The following is an 18,468-nucleotide window of genomic DNA, read 5'->3' as shown; positions in this document are numbered from 1 at the left end:
AATGACTGAACCTCGTAGTCGTTCCCGGAAAGTAACCCGAAAAGCGGGATCTCCGGAGGCTGCAGAAACCCCTGTATTTCAAGCGCCGAAAGAAAAAGGCGAAAAACAGGAAAAGAAATCATCTAACCGGTCGGGAGGCCGGTCTCGTCATTCGAAACGCCCCGACAATAATTCCGCGAACCGTGAGAATCGCGGACGGCGCAACGTCGTCAAGTCGATGCAAGGTGCAGACTTAACCGGGCGATTGCCACAACCGCCCAAAGCACCCCGTAATGGGCTTCGCATCTATGCCTTGGGTGGCATTTCAGAAATCGGCCGTAACATGACGGTTTTTGAGTACAACAATAGACTTTTGATTGTTGACTGTGGTGTGTTGTTTCCGTCATCTGGCGAGCCGGGCGTCGATTTGATCCTGCCGGATTTTGGTCCGATTGAGGAAAAAATCAATAAAGTTGAAGCACTTGTGGTAACCCACGGACATGAGGATCACATCGGTGCTATCCCGTGGCTGTTAAAGTTGCGACCTGATCTACCCATCGTTGCCTCCAAGTTCACTCTTGCGTTGATTCGGGCGAAGTGCCAGGAGCACCGACAGCGGCCAAAGCTTATTGAAGTTACCGAAAAGTCGAATGAGAACCGCGGCCCATTCAATTTGCGGTTCTGGACTGTGAACCACTCGATTCCAGATTGCCTTGGAGTTGCGATCAAGACCGGCGCCGGCCTTGTTGTCATGACCGGCGATGTGAAACTGGATCAAACTCCACCGGACGGCCGCCCAACGGATCTTCCAGCATTGTCGCGCTTTGGTGATGAGGGGATTGACCTGTTCCTATGCGATTCTACGAATGCCACAACCCCGGGTGTGTCTAGCTCAGAATCGGATATTGCACCGACGTTGAAGCGCATTGTTGCTGATGCCAAGCAACGAGTTATTCTCGCGTGTTTCGCATCAAACGTCTACCGTGTTCAGGCGGCAGTGGATGCAGCAGTCGCGGCTGGCCGGAAAGTCGCGTTCAATGGTCGCTCCATGATCCGCAATATGGAAATTGCCGAGAAGCTTGGTTTCCTCAAAGCACCACGCGGAACAATTGTGACCATGGATGATGCCTCAAAGATGGCGCCGCACAAGGTGATGCTTATTACCACCGGTACCCAAGGTGAACCGATGGCGGCGTTGTCCCGGATGGCGCGGCGCGAGCACCGCCAAATAACGGTACGTGACGGTGACGTCATCGTGTTGTCGTCCTCGTTGGTGCCGGGTAATGAAGAAGCCGTTTTCGGCGTGATTAACATGTTGGCTCAGATCGGTGCGACGGTCATTACTGGTAAAGACGCCAAGGTACACACCTCAGGGCACGGGTATTCTGGTGAACTATTGTTCCTCTATAACGCGGCGCGTCCGAAGAACGCGATGCCAGTCCACGGCGAGTGGCGACACCTTCGTGCCAATAAAGAATTAGCCATCGCAACTGGTGTCGAACGCGACCGGGTTGTGTTGGCTCAAAACGGCGTTGTCGTGGATCTAGTTGATGGTCGTGCTTCTGTCGTCGGTCAGATTCCGGTGGGTAACCTGTACGTCGATGGCGTGACCATGGGTGATATTGATCAAGAAGTTTTGGATGATCGTACGTCCATGGGTGAAGGTGGTTTGATTGCAATCACCGCAGTGATTGACAACCGCACTGGTCGGCTTTTAGAGCGCCCATCCGTAATCGCAAAGGGCTTCTCTGAGGATGCCGTGGCGATGATGCCAGAAGTAACCGAACTTGTACAAAACACTATGAACGACCTTGCAGCTGAAGGTGAAAACGACCCGTACCGCATGGTGCAGCAGTTGCGTCGCAAAGTTTCCAGATTTGTGGAACAGACGTGGCGCCGTAAACCGATGATCATGCCTACAGTGGTGCCGATGAGTTCTGACGTTCACTCGCCGGTTGAGGATGAGGAAGTTCGCCAGTCTCGGCCTAGCCAGTAAAGGTGTAATTTTCTCTCGTTAGAAAAGTCATGTCCACTCTAAGTATTAGACTTGGGGACATGACTTTTTCTGCTTCAGAACGCCACGCACTTGCTCACTTAATGCGAGCCGTCGGACCGGATTTCGAAACGCTATGTGAGGGGTGGAACGTTAAGGATTTGTTGATTCATTTAATAATCCGCGAAAACTATCCTCTGGCGGCGGTGGGAATGTTTGTTAGCCTGGCACAGGGGAAACTTCGTTCCAAAACTGCGGAGTTAGAAAAAGCACCGTTTGACAAGTTACTGAGCCAGTGGGAGAACGGTTCCCGGATGTGGCCGTTAGCGAAACTCGATCGGTTTGTGAATGTTGCCGAGCACTTTGTTCATCATGAGGATGTGCGCCGAATGCTGACCGATTCTCATCCCCGCGGTTTTTCCCGAAGTGACGAAGCGCAGCTTTACGATGCAGCCAGGTTCGCGGGCAAAGTGATGCTCAAACGCTCGACGGTACCAGTTATCCTAGAACCAACTGGTTGGCCGCGCGTAGTCGTGCACGATCAGCGGGGAGTGACGGACGCCGGTTGTGACGTTGCGACTATTCGAGGCGATATTGGGGAGATTGTACTGTGGATTTTTGGCCGCGAAATCGCCGAGGTTTCGGTGACCGATCCGGCAGGAGGCCTCCATCGGTCTAGCGTTTAAACTTGACTTTCTTTTTCTGGTGTTTAGTGTGTTGCGTATGTGAAAGATGTTGAATGAACAGCTAAACTCTTGAGCATGACTGTCACTCGCACTTCTTCGACTGCATCCCGTGGTGGCCGCTCCAAAAAAGGTGCCACGGGGCCGGGGTCTCGCACTAACCGCCGCGGGAACTCTAGTCGCTCAGGCGCCACAACAAGCCAGATGCCTGCGGCTACGTCACGATCGCGTGCTGTAGCGGGAAGTAATACTGCGCGTCGCGCCGCCGAAACTGGTACCGAGCGAACCGGAAGCGCCCTAAAACCTGTAGGCGCTGGTGTTGCTTTTGTGTTCGCTGCTGCTGCCAGGGGGTTAGGTACCCTCACCCGTTCGGTTGCGTTGCGTAAGCGTGGTGATGAATCGGATTTATTTGAGGATTTTGAATCAACTGACGTGGAAAAAACAGATGTAACTTCTCCCGATGACTCGATGCGGGAATTGGGAACCGGGGCCAAAACTCACCACGGTAACGCCGATAGCATCGGCTTACTGCTCATAGCGTTAGCCGTGGTATTGGGTGCTTCAGTCTGGTTTGATATCGCTGGCCCAATCGGTGCAGCAATCGCCTATGGGATGCATATGGTAGTTGGTGCGGGAGCACTGGTATTGCCAGTGGCTTTCGTCGCGCTAGCGGTGGCATTGATGTTGGGGTATCAGCCGAAACCACACGATCGGCTTCACGTGATTGGCGGTACAGCCCTCATTGTTATTTCGATGCTAGGTTTAGTGCACCTCTTTGCTGGCAATCCTGGCGATTGGTCTGGTCGGATGCAGGCTGGTGGTGCTGTCGGTATGGCTATTGGTGCGCCGTTGGCTGTGGGATTCACCGAATATCTGGCGATCCCGCTGTTATTCTTGCTCATCGTATACGGGGCGCTGCGTGCTACCGGGATTAGTATTCGCGAACTGGTTGACTATATTCGAGAAATCATCGCGGAACGGCGCGAAGCCGAAGATGATTATGATCTTGATGACGATTACGGGTATGTCGACCAAGCTTTAGAAGATCGAGTTTCGGGTAACAAGTCCCCGTATCAGCCGATTCCGCAGTCGCCACCACGTCCCCGTACTAGAAACCACAGGCCAGAACAGCACGCAGGTGATGCTCCTCCACTACAACAGGCGCTTTTCGGGGAACCGCAGAAGCCTGCACCACAACCTGCTACCCAACTATTTGGCGGTTCGCAGTCAAAGCCGAAACGTGAGCTTACAGATACCGATGAGTTCCCAGCTGTAGAACCAACGACTGTCATTGAACGTAAGACTAACCGGAATAGTGGAGTAACTACTGCATCACAGGGTGACTTACATGGAGGAAGTGCAGCTGCGGCCGTGGCTAGCGGAGCTATTAGCGCAGCGGCAGGTGCGGCGTCGCAACGCGCAACCGATGCGGTGACAGCAGCACAGCGCGGATTGGAAAAGGCAAAATCACTTCAGAACGCACCGGTACCGCAGCAAGCGCAGTCGAAACCGCAACCGTCCGTCTCGGAGAAACCAGCGGCACGAACTTTGCCAGCGGTTGATGCACCATATGAGCTACCAAGCACGGCATTGCTAACCCCTGGTGCTGCACCGAAGTCGCAGACTGCGGCGAACGACCGGATGATCGAAGCTATTACCGATGTCTTCGCAGAATTTAAGGTCGATGCTCACGTTGTTGGGTTCAGCCGCGGGCCGACAGTTACCCGATACGAAGTTGAATTGGGTCCTGGGGTCAAGGTTTCGAAGATCACGAATCTCCAATCGAACCTTGCGTATGCGGTGGCTACAGACAACGTTCGATTACTCACGCCAATTCCAGGTAAATCTGCGGTAGGTATTGAGGTTCCCAATACAGACCGAGAGATGGTTCGCCTCGCTGATGTTCTCAATGCTCCGAAGATCCACGGCGATACCGATCCCATGCTTATTGGGTTAGGCAAAGACATCGAGGGTGAGTTCGTAGCGCACTCGGTGCAGAAAATGCCACACCTGCTGGTAGCTGGTTCCACTGGTTCGGGTAAATCTGCGTTTGTTAATTCGTTATTGGTGTCGTTACTCACCCGCGCCACACCGGAAGATGTGCGGCTAATTCTGGTAGACCCAAAGATGGTGGAATTAACGCCGTACGAGGGAATTCCACATCTGATCACGCCTATTATCACCCAACCGAAGAAGGCCGCCGCCGCGTTGCAATGGTTGGTTGAAGAGATGGAACAACGGTACATGGACATGAAGTCTGCCCGGGTACGGCATATCAAGGACTTCAATCGCAAGATTCATAGTGGTGAAATTCAAACGCCACCTGGTTCGCAGCGCGAATACAAAGCGTATCCGTATATCGTTTGTATTGTCGACGAGCTGGCTGATCTCATGATGACCGCGCCGAAAGAGATCGAGGATTCGATCGTTCGAATCACACAAAAGGCGCGTGCGGCCGGTATTCACCTGGTTCTTGCAACGCAGCGTCCATCGGTCGATGTTGTCACTGGTTTGATCAAAACCAACGTTCCATCTCGATTGGCTTTTGCTACCAGTTCGCTTACTGATTCCCGGGTTATTCTCGACCAAGCTGGCGCGGAGAAACTTATCGGCATGGGTGACGGCTTGTTTATTCCGCAGGGTGGTAGGCCGCAGCGTATTCAAGGTGCATTTGTTACCGATGAGGAAATCCAGGCTGTTGTTGATGCTGCGAAATCACAAGGCGAGCCGGAATATACCGAGGGCGTTACAGAGGACAAAGCAGCTGAGTCTAAACGCGATATAGATGATGATATTGGTGGGGACTTGGAAGATCTGCTACAAGCGGTGGAACTTGTGGTGACATCGCAGCTTGGTTCGACTTCAATGTTGCAACGTAAGATGCGCATTGGTTTTGCTAAAGCAGGTCGATTGATGGATCTGATGGAGTCGCGCGAAATCGTTGGTCCTTCGGAAGGATCTAAAGCACGCGAAGTATTGATTAAGCCTGAAGAGCTGGATACCATCGTGTGGATGCTCAAAGGCGGTGACCCGCGCGAAGCGCCAAAAGAAGAAGGATTTGAGGGCACTGACGTATCCTCAGATTCCGATTCCTCGGTGGTTGAAGCGTCTTATAACCCATCAAATAATGCGTTTTAGCTTTTCGCTCACACGTGCCCCTCGCACTGACTACACTGCCTTAAAGGGGCACATTTTTATGGAAAGCGAGGAATGCGCATGATTAGCAGCGCTGAAGTTGGCCGTCGGATGGTGGGGTACCTTATGCCGGCTATCACCTTGGACGAGTTCTTTGATGGCAACAATGAAGAAGAATCGATTGCTCCAAACCAATGGGGTTTTGGTAGGCCACCGCTAGCTGAGATTGAAACGCGTCTGCGCGCTATTGATGCCTGCGATGACGTGGCATGGGTTCGAATTGAGACGCACCCCGACACAGAGATGGAAGAAGAAAACGGAATGGTTGCAGCGGAATCAGCGATTATCTGCACCTCGGCTCCGACTGAGAATATAGAAGCCAGGGTAGGGAATATGGAACAAGATGGGGTTTGTGAACTGCCTGCGAAGTTAAAAGATATATGCGATGTTCCTGCTGTTCCTGATGGTTATCGCATTGTTTTTGTGCTGTGGGATTAGGAGTTGTTAGAACATGAAAATACTAGTGACAAGTAGCCGAGAAGTCGCCATCAGTTCGGAAGATAAACAGGTTTCCTTCGTGCTGGGTTCGTCCGTAGCCTCGGTGGTTGAGGCACTCAAGGAGCTTTTCGACGACGTCTGCTGTAAAAACAACCTGGTTTACGCGGCGGAAAATGCGTTTCAGATTGAGGCTAAAGGCGATCGCGTGGTATCTGCCCAGTGGTCGTTGCGAGATGTTCCATTTGAATCCGTTGTGATAGCGGGCATCGATTTTATTAGCACCCCCGCCAAAGAGATCGCATTGGCGTTGGCTCAGCTAGAAACCGAGCAGGTGGTGCATGCTGAAGGAGAAGAACCTGCATATATTGGGCTGGGAATTGCTCCATGGCGGAGATTCTCAGAGGAAGATGTGGAGCAAGAACGCCAAGATTATATCGATGATGACGCTTTGGACCTGTACTTAGAAGAACTAGAAAAAGCTCGGTATTACGAGTCGGTTTTAGTGGGAACACCGGAGTATATGCGAAACTATGTCTGATTTACCTGATTGGACATGGATAGCGGAACCAGGTGCCGCAACCGCCATCGTGAGCGGCACGGATGCTAGTAGCCTTGTTCGGCAACGATTAGCATCGGGGTTTTATGAGACGAATTTCGAACGAAACAATCCGGCTTGGGGTATTACCGTGGTCACCAATGGACAACGCGCAATGGTCTGTTGCGTGCTCAATGACGGCGATGAAAGCCGTCACCTGGTTGATTCCTCGGCTACTGGCCACAGCTGTGGCTATATTCTGTCCAACGGACAATCTGATTGCTACGAAAACCACGACACCGTGGAACTAGAAATTGCATTAGATGAGCTTGCGCGGTTGATTGATGGTGAAAAACCACGCGCTACCTGGCAGGTGGATTAGAACCTATTCTGTGGTAGTATTGCTTCACGTTGGAGGGGAGTACCCCACAAACAACGTGGATCGTCAGCACGTGACTTACAGAACTTCGGTTCTGTGGTGATCCGGTCCCGTTGGGTTAGCTTTGAGTTTTTCGATTCCGTGAACCGTCGAAAAGCATGAAGTTAACCGGGGGAGACCTCCGGCTCTATTCGCATGTGTATTTTCACGAAAGAGACCGGAGGATTGTAACTTCAATGGAAGTGAACCTAACCGTATGGGCAATTACCATCGTCGTGGTAATTGGCTTTTTTATTTTTGACTTTTTTTCGCATGTCCGGACTCCACATGAGCCCACCCTCAAAGAATCTGCTTGGTGGTCGGTTTTCTATGTAGCTTTGGCATTCGCGTTCGGCGTTTTTCTTTGGTTTACCTGGGGCGAGCCCGGTAATCCGCATCAACACGGCATTGAATTCTTTACCGGCTATATCACCGAAAAAGCCCTCAGTGTTGATAACTTGTTTGTCTTCGCTTTGATCATGGGATCATTCCGAATCCCGAGGAAATACCAACAAAAGGTGCTTCTGATCGGCATAGCTCTAGCGCTGCTCTTTAGACTTGTTTTCATCTTAGCGGGTGCTGCCGCGATATCCTTGTGGTCGGATGTTTTCTATCTCTTCGGATTTTTCCTCATTTATACAGCAGTCAAACTTATTGCTGACGAAATCCGCGAAAAGCCAGAGACCGACCCCAACGATATGTGGGTTATTAAAACACTGCGACGCGTGATCCCGGTTACTGCTGGATATGAAAAGGATCACCTTTACGTCCACAAAAAAGGGCAATTCGCGTTAACGCCGCTCTTTGTCGCCTTGGTAGCCATTGGAATGGTAGACATCATGTTTGCCCTCGATTCCATTCCTGCTATTTATGGCATTACCTCCGAGCCATATATTGTTTTCACTACGAATGCATTCGCCTTGCTGGGCTTACGGCAAATGTACTTCCTTCTTGACGGTTTGCTTGACCGGTTGGTCTACCTTCCATACGGACTCGGAGCGGTACTAGGATTTATCGGCATCAAGCTCATTCTCCACGCACTACATGAAAACAAACTGGGCTTTATCAATGGTGGGGAGCCAGTGCACGTATTTGAGATTCCAACCATTTGGTCTTTGGTGGTTATCGTAGCTATCTTGACGATCTCTGTTCTTGCGTCGCTGCTCAAGTCGAAACGCGATGAGATCCAAGGCGCAGTACCGGTCAAATGGAATCGTGATTACTCGGAACACGATGTTCCCGTTGATGAAGAATCCAATGCGCTGGTAACACAAAACGACAAAAACCCAGAAAAACGAGCCGAGTAGCTGTCTGCTAGGTACGTGGTTTGAGGGAGGACGTTCGTTCCCCCTCAAACTTTTTTGTTACGGAGCCTGGTAACCGAAAATATTTAGAACAGGGTTCCAGGTATGAAAAACTCGGCCATCCAGTGCCCCACCAACATAAAAAGGGTCGTTATCCATTATGGCGGTTGCATCTGTAAGTGTTGCCGAATCTGCTAGTTGGATAATGATTAGCGCACCACCATCGCCATCAGTAAATGGCCCCGATCCGATCAACTTGCCCTCGTCTTTAAGACCGGCTAAGAATTTACGATGCTCGGGCCGAATATTAGTAATGAGCTCGTTATCGGCTTTGTACTGGTATTCAATTGCAAAAACTGTCATATAGCTGATAGTAGTGGGTTCTACTTAAAAAATTATGGACAATTACTTGTGTAATCTAAGAAGCTATGAACACGCCTGCGTCCAATTCGGTAGATCAACAACCTTCAAACCTCAATCTGCCTAACATATTGACCAGCCTACGCATTATCGCAATTCCACTTTTTGCTTGGTTGGTTTTGAAAAGCGAAAGTCAATACACATCATGGATGCTTTGGTCTTTTACATGCTTTGTGGCTTTGATGATCACCGACAAACTTGATGGTGATATTGCCCGTTCCCGCGGGTTAATAACCAATTTTGGCAAGATCGCAGATCCCATCGCGGATAAAGCTTTGATGTCCACTGCGTTAATTTGTCTCAACATCACTGGGGTCTTGCCGGTGTGGGTGACAGTGGTGATCCTTGTCCGTGAAATAGGAATCACTATTTGGCGAATGGTGGAATTGCGAAACGGAAATGTCGTTCCAGCATCTAAAGGTGGCAAACTGAAAACTGTTTTGCAGACATTAGCCGTTGCGTTGTATTTGTTGCCGCTTCCAACATCTTTCCATTACGTAGCGTTAGCAGTAATGGTTATTGCGGTGGTTGTAACCGTTGTTACCGGCATCCAATATATTTACGATTCGTTTCAGATCAAGAAGAAGAAGAAGTAGTTGAAATATGTTTTCCGTTTCTTCCCAAGCAAATGTTGTCGTTTCCACGATGACAAGATTGGGTCATACCCTGTCGGCTTGTGAATCGTTAACTGCTGGATTATTTTGCGCAACGATAGCTGGTATTCCAGGTGCGAGTGCAGTCTTGACGGGCGGGCTAGTTACATATGCAACGCCGCTAAAGGCAGTTATTGGTGGTGTACCAGACGATGTTCTTGCTATTAATGGCCCAGTCTCGAAAGCGACTGTTCTACATATGGCGGCACACGTTAAGAAAACCTGTCTGTCTGATTGGGGGATTTCGTTATCTGGTGTCGCAGGTCCTGACATGCAGGATGGACATCCCGTAGGGGAGGTGTGGATCGGGCTTGCACGTCCTGACAACAGCGTCTCTGCCCATTTAGCAGGCGATTTGTTAACCGAAGCCCCTCAATCAGATCATCGCCTGTTGATCGGTGATCGGGCGACAATCAGACAGACGGCAGTATCAGCCGCACTGGGTCTATTGATAAGTGAACTGTCTGCATATTCATAAAGATCCGTTCTTGAGTGTTCTAGACTCAAGAACTTTTCTTTGTTGGGAACAAACTGGCGTCGTTTAGCGTTAGACTGAGTGATGATGAAATACACCGCAGTTCTTGAAAAACCAGTAGCAACAACTACCCCCAAAACTCCTGAGCCTCTTCTACGCCAGGCTTTAGGTTCAGCTTTACGTGCCTTCCGCGCTGACAAAGGAATTACGTTACGTGAACTTGCTGAAGCCTCGCGCGTATCTCCCGGTTACCTTTCTGAGTTGGAAAGAGGCCGGAAGGAAGTTTCGTCCGAGCTTTTAGCCAGTGTATGTCACGCGTTGGGAACCACTGTTTCAGATGTTCTTATTGAAGCAGCAGGTACCATGGCGATGCGAAATGTGGAAAAGGAACTAGCACGCGTTTAGTTTGAATCTGACGGCAGTGTCGAGAAAGTCGCATCATTCCTCTAAAAAGGCCATCATTTTCCACTATGATGGGCACCGGTTAAGAAATAAAATACAAAAGTAGAAAGGCGCTTACAGTAATGGCGAATCCATTCGTGCGGGCTTGGAAGTATTTGATGGCCTTGTTTGATAGCAAGATCGATGAGCATGCTGATCCCAAGGTTCAAATTCAACAAGCGATTGAAGATGCACAGCGTCAACACCAAGAGTTGTCCCAACAAGCGGCAGCAGTTATAGGTAACCAGCGCCAATTAGAGATGCAGCTTAACCGTCGTCTAGCTGATATCGAGAAGCTTCAGGCTAATACTCGTCAGGCTATTCAATTGGCCGACAAGGCTCGCGCCGCAGGTGATGTTCAAAAAGCAACCGAATATGAAAACGCTGCGGAAGCATTTGCCGCACAATTGGTGACAGCAGAGCAATCTGTTGAGGACACCAAGCAGTTGCATGATCAAGCGTTGCAGCAGGCAGCGGCGGCAAAGAAAGCTGTGGAACGCAATTCGATGGCCTTGCAGCAAAAAGTTGCTGAGCGTACCAAGCTTCTCAGCCAACTTGAGCAGGCCAAGATGCAGGAGAAAGTCGCTGAGTCGATTCAGTCCATGAACGCTATTACTTCGCGCGATACTCCTAACCTAGAGCAAGTACGGGAAAAGATTGAGCGTCGTTACGCAAATGCTCTCGGAACCGCTGAGCTTGCGGAAAATTCCGTTCAAGGTCGTATGGCAGAGATTGAGCAAGCCAGCGTTCAATTAGCTGGGCACTCCCGCCTTGAGCAGATTCGCGCTCAGATGGCTGGGGAACTCACCTCAGGTTCAGCCGCACAGCAGTCCATCGAAGCACCAACCGCACAGCAGTCCATCGAAGCACCAACCGCACAACCATCAGCAGCTGATGATGCTGTAGCTCAGCGGATGCGAGAACTACGCGGCGAAAGCTAAACGTAAACAGAAATAGCCCTTGTACCCTCTTAAACAGAGGGTATAAGGGTGGTTTTATTTTAATCGCCGACTCCCCGGGCCATCAGTGCATCTGCTATGTTGCGAGCTCGTTTTATGGATCGAATGAGAACTGGGGTACCAAACGCGGCAATGGAAAAAGTTGCGCCGCGGGCTTTACGTGCATCAAGAACCTCATAAACCGTAGCCAGCATCAGTGGTATCAGTCGCATGGTAAGTGAAAACGCTAACACGATGGTGTCTACTGGGACACCAAACCGCGCAAATGGCCGTAAAGATCGCTCCATGGCTTCCATCATCTCGTCGATCGTCGTGGTTAACGTCAAAAGCATGGCGAGCATGACAGCTGCAAAGATAACAAAAACGGTAACGAGTGCTTTCTCAAAATCATTTTGCCACCACTGAAAAGCGCCCAGTGCCAATAAAACTGGAAGCGGTGGCCACAGTTGTTGAACTGCGATACGTACTGGAATCTTCCCCAGTATGTACAGCCCCGCAACGAAGAGAACGCTTAGAACTGCGCTGGCCGATGCGTCGATGAATATACTGGTTGCGAGGATAAAGACAATTAAAAAGCAGAACTTTAGCATCGGCGGAAGCTGGTGGATGATACTGGTGCGGGCCACATAAACCCCCAACGGGACAGAGCGCATCATAATTCCTCCGTGTCCATGAGGTTTTCATAGAAGCTAATAACATCGCTTGGAGCTCCATCTGCAACGATGGTGTTGTTGTGGACACACAGTACCCGATCGAATCCAGAGAGAAAATCCAGATCATGAGTTACTACGATCATTTGCTGACTTAGCCCGTCAAATACGGCGCGGATTTTGCGGCGGTTTCGCATATCAAGCAATGTTGTTGGTTCATCTGCCACGATAATGTCAGGCTCTAAAACCAAAACGGCAGCTAATGCGAGTAGCTGCTTCTGTCCGCCAGATAGAAGATGAGGGGAGTGTTGGGCGTGCCCCATAAGTTGAAATTGTTCCAATATGCGATGTGCTCGTTCTAATCGCTCAGCCTTTTTTATTCCGAGTCGACGAAGTGAAAACGCAACGTCATCTTCCACCGTAGGCATGATGATCTGGTTTTCAGCATCAGAGAATACAAACCCTACCTGACGTCGTACGTGTTTACCGTTTTTGGAAACATCAAGTCCATTCACAATTACTTTTCCGGTTGTGGGTGCACCGAGACCGTTTATTAATCGGATGAGGGTGGATTTACCGCCACCGTTTGCTCCGATTACTCCGATACGATGCTCAGTTAAGGTGAGATTGATATTGCGGAGGACTTCTCGATCTTCATAGTTAACGTTGACGTTTTCGAAACAGATTTCCGGCACTAGACTTCTTTCGCGATTTATTTGGTTAAAAACACAAAACCCAAGACAAATTCTATTGCCTTGGGTATGTAGCTGCGTGCTTAACGACGACTGCGAATATCAGGCAGCGCCCGTAATACGCTATAGGCGATCACCACCACGGCAGCTAGCTTACCTAGATCGGGGATTATAAATGGCAGATTAACAGCCAGGGCTGCGGTGATAGTCATATCGGACCGAATCATCAAGCCTATGGTGCCACAAAGATACTGTGTTGCAAGAGCTGCGAGCCCGGCAACAATAAGAAAGGCTATGAGCGCATTGGGTTTTCCTTTAGGGCTGGAATAGCTGATTAATCCAGCCACAACTACGGCGACAAGGTAGCCGACAAGATAACCAACAGTTGGCCCCGCAATGGCGGCGAGTGTGGTTTTTCCGCCAGAGAGGACAGGCAAACCAATCAGGCCTAGTCCAAGAAACAGCGCTACAGCTAAAAATCCGCGTTTGGGGCCTAGAATTAGACCGGTTAAAATTACTGCCGCGTTTTGCAAGACAATTGGAACGCCAGCTGCACCAACGGGGATGGCAACGAACGCTAAGACGATGATCAACGCTGCAAACACTGCGATGTATGCGACATCCAACAGCGGGTTTGAAGAAGTTTTTTGGGTTGTCATACCTGGACACATTACTGCTAAACAATGTTCAAGCCACTTTATGGTGTGTAGATCCACACAAAAGGGGGTAGTGAACGTCTGTCGTTAACACGCTATTGTCGGTCGCCAGGCATGTAATTTACATGGATACAATGATGCGTATGCGGTTGACTCAGTTTCAAAAACTAATAACTGACGAATTTGGAGATCAGTATGGAGCCTGGATTACACATTCCCATGTTGTGGCTGGAACTGGAAAAACGCCAAATGCGCTGATCGAAGAGGGGATAGATCCGGCTGCGGTATGGGAAAAGATGTGTGAAGATTTTCAAATTCCACCCGAGCGGTGGCTTGGCAAAGACGACTAAAATGCGCTAATTTCCGGAGCCCTAGTTCGTGTTTCTATTGTGTTTCGAACAATTGTGCGTGTACTATGGCTTAATGTTAGGGTCGTTGATTATCGTACAAAGCATAGATCAACACGATGCCACAAGTTTTCTGCAATATGAGGGAACCAAATAGCATGCAAGTTGAGTCTAACTATATAGGGACTCAGATAGTCCTCTATTGTCAAACAGTCTAAATATAACTTAAGGATTTTGATATGGCTGCGAAGAAGAGCACCAAGAGCACCGTTTCAGCTGGCGGCGATCGTCAGAAGGCACTTGATGCCGCCTTGGCATTGATCGAAAAAGATTTTGGTAAGGGTGCCGTCATGCGATTGGGCGATGACAATCGTCCGCCCATTCGTGCGATCTCCTCCGGGAATACCGCGATAGATGTCGCCCTGGGGATTGGTGGCTTTCCTCGTGGACGTATAGTGGAGATTTACGGACCAGAATCTTCTGGTAAAACCACGGTGGCATTGCATGCAATCGCCAGCGCCCAGCGAGAAGGCGGAATTGCTGCGTTTATTGATGCTGAGCATGCGCTTGATCCAGAATATGCCCGTAAATTAGGTGTTGATACCGATGCGCTATTAGTTTCGCAGCCGGATCACGGTGAGCAAGCCCTGGAAATTGCAGATATGTTGGTGCGCTCGGGTGCTATTGACATTATTGTCATTGACTCGGTAGCAGCGCTAACCCCAAAGGCTGAAATTGAAGGCGAAATGGGTGACAGCCATGTTGGTTTGCAGGCACGCCTGATGAGCCAAGCACTCCGTAAGATGACTGGTGCGCTTTATAATTCAGGTACAACCGCCATTTTCATCAATCAGCTTCGAGAAAAGATCGGTGTGATGTTTGGTTCGCCGGAAACCACAACCGGTGGTAAAGCATTGAAATTCTATGCTTCGGTGCGCTGTGACGTTCGCCGGATTCAAACGTTGAAAGATGGACAAGATGCAATTGGAAACCGAACAAAGCTGAAGGTTGTAAAAAATAAAGTATCGCCGCCGTTCAAAGTTGCAGAGTTCGACATTATGTATGGTGAGGGAATTTCTCGGGAATCATCGTTAATCGATATGGGCGTGGACAACGGCATTATCAAGAAATCTGGTTCGTGGTTCACCTACGAGGGTGACCAACTGGGGCAAGGTAAAGAAAAGGTGCGGATGCATTTGAAGAACAACCCGGAATTGGCTAATGAAATAGAACAAAAGATTCTAAAGAAGCTTGGAGTGGGTGAATACGCACAGGCTGCTGATGAGCTGTCCGATGAGCCTGTCGATATGGTGCCTAATATCGACTTTGACGACGAGACCGATGACTAACGATTTTTATTCCGTAACGCAGCAGGAGAAATTAGCACGGGCGCAGCAGGCTCTCACTGATTACCTTGAACATGGTAGTGATCTATTTGATCCTGTTGCTGAAAAAGGAAAGCAAGAAATCCGTCGCAGGGCTTTACTGTTACTAGAACAGCGGGGCCGGTCGCGTTCTGAATTGCGTGATAGATTGCTGCGTCTTGAATTTGATTCTACGCTGATAGAAGACGTGCTTGATGATTTCGCTGAATGCAAGTTAGTAGATGACGCTTTGTTCGCTTCCGAATGGGTACGGCAGCGGCACCAGCGTAGTGGAAAAAGTCGAGTGGTGCTTGACCGTGAGCTCAAATCCAAAGGAATCGCAACCAACTATCGCGAAGCTGCGTTGGCTCAGATTTCTGAAGAAGACGAAGCGGAGGTGGCCAAACGGATTGCCGCCAAAAAGGCAAATTCGATCAAAGAAGTCCCGCATGATCTCCAGCAACGAAACAAACATTTGCGAAGAATTGTTGGGATGCTCGCTAGACGAGGGTTTTCCGAGGCATATAGCTACGCTATTGCTCAAGCGGCTCTGGATGACAGAATAAACCTTTTAGAAAACACAAGTAATTGACAATAAGGATATGGTGGACAAGTTGACATCCACCATATCCTTTTATGCTAATAGCGGTTTTGGATAACGATATAGATCTGGTTTCCGAAACCTCGGGCGATTCCTATTCCACCAATATTCGGAACATCACTCATCAGGGCACGATTGTGGCTAGGGGAAGCCATAAAAGTCGCGATAATTAACTGGGCATTCCATTGATCCGTGGTCCAGATTACTTCACCTGATCCATCGTTTCGGATGCTGTGCGCGTAGGTACCTGTGGCCGCCATATACTGAGCCCAGCCCTGTGCTTGAGGCTCGAAGCCTAGGTCGCGTGCAATAGGACGCTTACCGTGAGCGATCCGAACGCGATTCATTTCATTGAACGTATCAACTTTTAATTGTTCAATAGATGGTGCCTGTCCCGGAAATTGGGTAAACCGAATGTGATTGCCCAAACCGTGTGCTTGTTCAAGTGCAATATCGAATGGATTCTGCGCTTGTGCTGTAGGGCTCAACGTGGCAATCGACAGGCACGTCAGTGCCGAAACTGTGATTTTCTTAAGTTTGCTTATAGTGCGCATTGGCGGAACGTCCTTTCGTTAAGGGCGTGGCGTTTGAAAATGCAGTTTACTCATGTAGATAACCTGCTGATGCACATAATTATCTGATCAAAAGATTAAGTTAAACTGAAAATATAATAATAAATAGGTTGAGGTATCAACTTTTATATGCCATTACCTCAACCATCCTTAGGCCTGCATATATTGAAAGATTTTTATTGGGTGACGGTTCCCACTTTCGGGGGTGGTATAATTAATCTAGCAGGCAGTGGTAATTTTTTCTCCCGTTTTTCTAGTCGGAATATTGGTCAGATTGCAAAAAATGCAGGATTTTCCTAAGCGGAAATACTTATTCCTTAGGCTTTGCCTTTATTGAATATAAGTTTTAAATAAGAGTTTTGTTTAAGGATTGAGCTCTGCGCAAAAACGCTTGGGAATTAGGGTTGTGCAGAGACATCTTTGGGTTTTAGGTACCTTGCCGATTAAACTGGGCAATTGTGATTTCAGCCGTTAGTGAAGATAAAACCGTAGACAACACCAAGGATGTGCCTAAGACTTACGAGGTGCGCACATTTGGCTGTCAAATGAACGTTCACGATTCCGAACGTTTATCCGGTTTGTTGGAAGAGGCGGGGTACGTTCCTCTTAAGGGGGATGACACGCCTGACCTGATTGTGTTTAACACTTGCGCGGTCAGGGAAAATGCGGATATGCGCTTATACGGGACGCTAGGAAATCTGCGTAGCGTAAAACAAGAAAATCCGGGCATGCAGATCGCTGTTGGTGGTTGTTTAGCGCAGAAGGATAAAGACCGTGTCGTGGAAAAGGCCCCGTGGGTAGATGTCGTTTTTGGTACCCACAATATCGGTTCCTTGCCAGCATTATTGGATCGTGCAGCGCATAATCGGCAGGCGGAAGTTGAAATTGTAGATTCATTGGAGCAATTTCCTTCGGTTCTGCCTGCTAAACGGGAATCTGCGTATGCTGGCTGGGTTTCGGTGTCGGTTGGCTGCAATAACACCTGTACTTTCTGCATTGTCCCTTCGCTCCGGGGTAAGGAAGTCGACCGTCGACCCGGCGATATTTTGGCTGAGGTTACAGCGCTGGTTGAACAGGGCGTTATCGAAGTGACGTTGCTTGGGCAAAATGTGAATGCTTATGGGGTAAATTTTGCTGATCCGACGCAAGAGAGAGACCGCTCCGCGTTTTCCAAATTGCTTCGCGCTTGTGGTGATATAGCAGGCTTGGAACGGGTGCGGTTCACATCACCCCATCCGGCAGAGTTTACCTCTGATGTGATCGATGCGATGGCGGAAACTCCAAATGTGTGCCCACAACTGCACATGCCGCTTCAGTCTGGTTCCGATCGAATTTTGAAAGAGATGCGTCGGTCTTACCGCTCGAAAAAGTTTTTGAACATTTTATCTGAGGTTCGAGAAAAAATTCCTCATGCGGCAATTACCACTGATATTATCGTGGGGTTTCCCGGCGAGACTGAGGAGGACTTCCAAGCGACACTTGATGTTGTGGAAAAAGCTAGGTTTACCAGTGCTTATACCTTTCAATATTCCCCACGCCCGGGTACGCCAGCCGCAGAATTCGCTGAACAAGTGCCTAAGGAGATAGTTCAGGATCGTTATGAGCGTTTGATAGCGCTGCAGGAACGAATCTGCTTAGAAGAAAACCAAAAGCTTGTTGGAGAAGAAGTGGAACTGCTTGTTCAAGCTGAAGGTGGGCGAAAGAACGATCGGACCAATCGGCTCACTGGGCGGTCAAGGGATGGTCGGTTGGTGCATTTCATGCCGACTGGGCGAACACAGGAAGTCATCGATTCTGGAATCCGACCAGGCGATATCGTAAGTACTGTCATTACTGATGCGAAACCGCATTACCTTATTGCTGATTCTGGGGTGACAACGCATCGCCGTACTCGGGCGGGCGATATGAGCGAGGCTGGTAAGACTCCCACGACCGCGCCGATTGGAGTAGGGTTGGGTATGCCGCGAATATCCACATCCAATAAGTCGATACCAGTTCCAGTTGCTGGTTGTTCCGATGGTGGATGTGGTTGTTAAAAGTTCTTGGGCTCACATCGGGCTATATCAACGTGGTCGAGTGCTGAAACTGCTTTC

Annotated in this window: 20 protein-coding genes; 15 read left to right on the top strand and 5 right to left on the bottom strand. The window is 49.4% G+C overall.

Annotated features, from left to right (window positions below):
- Position 1 precedes the first annotated feature (1 nt).
- From CMUST_RS09045 to CMUST_RS09015, 7 genes are all read left to right on the top strand, one after another.
- Positions 2-1,975: a ribonuclease J gene (locus CMUST_RS09045; protein ID WP_047262243.1), complete on the top strand. Its 1,974-nt coding sequence runs from the start codon at positions 2-4 to the stop codon at positions 1,973-1,975.
- Between the two features lie 59 nt (positions 1,976-2,034).
- Positions 2,035-2,658 carry a TIGR03085 family metal-binding protein gene (locus CMUST_RS09040; protein WP_047262242.1) on the top strand — a complete coding sequence of 208 codons (624 nt, stop codon included), beginning with the start codon at positions 2,035-2,037 and terminating at the stop codon, positions 2,656-2,658.
- A 75-nt stretch (positions 2,659-2,733) separates the two neighbouring features.
- Positions 2,734-5,793 carry an FtsK/SpoIIIE family DNA translocase gene (locus CMUST_RS09035; protein WP_047262241.1) on the top strand — a complete coding sequence of 1,020 codons (3,060 nt, stop codon included), beginning with the start codon at positions 2,734-2,736 and terminating at the stop codon, positions 5,791-5,793.
- 78 nt (positions 5,794-5,871) lie between these two features.
- The gene (locus CMUST_RS09030; protein WP_047263521.1) at positions 5,872-6,288 is read left to right on the top strand and encodes a hypothetical protein; all 417 of its coding nucleotides are present in this window, start codon (positions 5,872-5,874) and stop codon (positions 6,286-6,288) included.
- Between the two features lie 13 nt (positions 6,289-6,301).
- Positions 6,302-6,826 carry a hypothetical protein gene (locus CMUST_RS09025; protein ID WP_047262240.1) on the top strand — a complete coding sequence of 175 codons (525 nt, stop codon included), beginning with the start codon at positions 6,302-6,304 and terminating at the stop codon, positions 6,824-6,826.
- Entirely contained in the window at positions 6,819-7,205 is a 387-nt protein-coding gene (locus tag CMUST_RS09020) for a hypothetical protein (RefSeq protein WP_052844608.1), read from the top strand. Before CMUST_RS09025 ends, CMUST_RS09020 begins: the two co-directional genes overlap by 8 nt.
- 233 nt (positions 7,206-7,438) lie before the next feature.
- The gene (locus tag CMUST_RS09015; protein WP_047262239.1) at positions 7,439-8,548 is read left to right on the top strand and encodes a TerC family protein; all 1,110 of its coding nucleotides are present in this window, start codon (positions 7,439-7,441) and stop codon (positions 8,546-8,548) included.
- A gap of 57 nt (positions 8,549-8,605) precedes the next feature.
- On the opposite strand, the gene CMUST_RS09010 is transcribed toward CMUST_RS09015, so the two are convergent.
- A complete protein-coding gene (locus CMUST_RS09010) occupies positions 8,606-8,908 on the bottom strand; it encodes a YciI family protein (RefSeq protein ID WP_047262238.1) in 303 nt (100 codons plus the stop codon).
- Between the two features lie 65 nt (positions 8,909-8,973).
- Between CMUST_RS09010 and pgsA the strand changes: the two genes are divergently transcribed.
- From pgsA to CMUST_RS08990, 4 genes are all read left to right on the top strand, one after another.
- Positions 8,974-9,561: a CDP-diacylglycerol--glycerol-3-phosphate 3-phosphatidyltransferase gene (pgsA, locus tag CMUST_RS09005; RefSeq protein WP_047262237.1), complete on the top strand. Its 588-nt coding sequence runs from the start codon at positions 8,974-8,976 to the stop codon at positions 9,559-9,561.
- Positions 9,562-9,568: 7 nt separating this feature from the next.
- A complete protein-coding gene (locus tag CMUST_RS09000) occupies positions 9,569-10,096 on the top strand; it encodes a CinA family protein (protein ID WP_047262236.1) in 528 nt (175 codons plus the stop codon).
- A gap of 81 nt (positions 10,097-10,177) precedes the next feature.
- The gene (locus CMUST_RS08995) at positions 10,178-10,498 is read left to right on the top strand and encodes a helix-turn-helix domain-containing protein (RefSeq protein WP_047262235.1); all 321 of its coding nucleotides are present in this window, start codon (positions 10,178-10,180) and stop codon (positions 10,496-10,498) included.
- Positions 10,499-10,617: 119 nt separating this feature from the next.
- Positions 10,618-11,475, top strand: a complete 858-nt coding sequence (locus CMUST_RS08990; protein ID WP_047262234.1) for a PspA/IM30 family protein — start codon at positions 10,618-10,620, stop codon at positions 11,473-11,475.
- A gap of 59 nt (positions 11,476-11,534) precedes the next feature.
- Here the strand turns inward: CMUST_RS08990 and CMUST_RS08985 are convergent, their stop codons facing one another.
- The 3 genes from CMUST_RS08985 to CMUST_RS08975 all read right to left on the bottom strand — a co-directional run bounded on the left by CMUST_RS08985 (position 11,535) and on the right by CMUST_RS08975 (position 13,494).
- Positions 11,535-12,149, bottom strand: coding sequence for an energy-coupling factor transporter transmembrane component T family protein (locus tag CMUST_RS08985; protein ID WP_047262233.1), 615 nt, complete (start codon positions 12,147-12,149; stop codon positions 11,535-11,537).
- A complete protein-coding gene (locus CMUST_RS08980) occupies positions 12,146-12,838 on the bottom strand; it encodes an energy-coupling factor ABC transporter ATP-binding protein (protein WP_047262232.1) in 693 nt (230 codons plus the stop codon). The genes CMUST_RS08985 and CMUST_RS08980 overlap by 4 nt, the downstream gene beginning before the upstream one ends.
- An 80-nt stretch (positions 12,839-12,918) precedes the next feature.
- Positions 12,919-13,494 (bottom strand): biotin transporter BioY, encoded by a 576-nt coding sequence (locus tag CMUST_RS08975; protein WP_047262231.1) that lies wholly within the window; start codon positions 13,492-13,494, stop codon positions 12,919-12,921.
- 140 nt (positions 13,495-13,634) lie between these two features.
- Between CMUST_RS08975 and CMUST_RS08970 the strand changes: the two genes are divergently transcribed.
- The 3 genes from CMUST_RS08970 (at position 13,635) to CMUST_RS08960 (ending at position 15,794) form a co-directional block, all read left to right on the top strand.
- Positions 13,635-13,841, top strand: coding sequence for a DUF3046 domain-containing protein (locus tag CMUST_RS08970; protein ID WP_047263519.1), 207 nt, complete (start codon positions 13,635-13,637; stop codon positions 13,839-13,841).
- 236 nt (positions 13,842-14,077) lie between these two features.
- Positions 14,078-15,187 carry a recombinase RecA gene (gene recA, locus CMUST_RS08965; RefSeq protein ID WP_047262230.1) on the top strand — a complete coding sequence of 370 codons (1,110 nt, stop codon included), beginning with the start codon at positions 14,078-14,080 and terminating at the stop codon, positions 15,185-15,187.
- Positions 15,180-15,794: a regulatory protein RecX gene (locus CMUST_RS08960; protein WP_047262229.1), complete on the top strand. Its 615-nt coding sequence runs from the start codon at positions 15,180-15,182 to the stop codon at positions 15,792-15,794. The genes recA and CMUST_RS08960 overlap by 8 nt, the downstream gene beginning before the upstream one ends.
- 47 nt (positions 15,795-15,841) lie before the next feature.
- Here the strand turns inward: CMUST_RS08960 and CMUST_RS08955 are convergent, their stop codons facing one another.
- Positions 15,842-16,357 (bottom strand): CAP domain-containing protein, encoded by a 516-nt coding sequence (locus tag CMUST_RS08955; RefSeq protein ID WP_047262228.1) that lies wholly within the window; start codon positions 16,355-16,357, stop codon positions 15,842-15,844.
- Positions 16,358-16,833: 476 nt separating this feature from the next.
- Between CMUST_RS08955 and miaB the strand changes: the two genes are divergently transcribed.
- A complete protein-coding gene (gene miaB, locus CMUST_RS08950; protein ID WP_407921990.1) occupies positions 16,834-18,411 on the top strand; it encodes a tRNA (N6-isopentenyl adenosine(37)-C2)-methylthiotransferase MiaB in 1,578 nt (525 codons plus the stop codon).
- The last annotated feature ends 57 nt before the right edge of the window (positions 18,412-18,468 follow it).

It is taken from the genome of Corynebacterium mustelae, assembly GCF_001020985.1.
GTDB lineage: Bacteria > Actinomycetota > Actinomycetes > Mycobacteriales > Mycobacteriaceae > Corynebacterium > Corynebacterium mustelae.
Note: the sequence above shows the minus strand (reverse complement) of the source record. Positions and strands in the feature narration are given on the sequence as shown.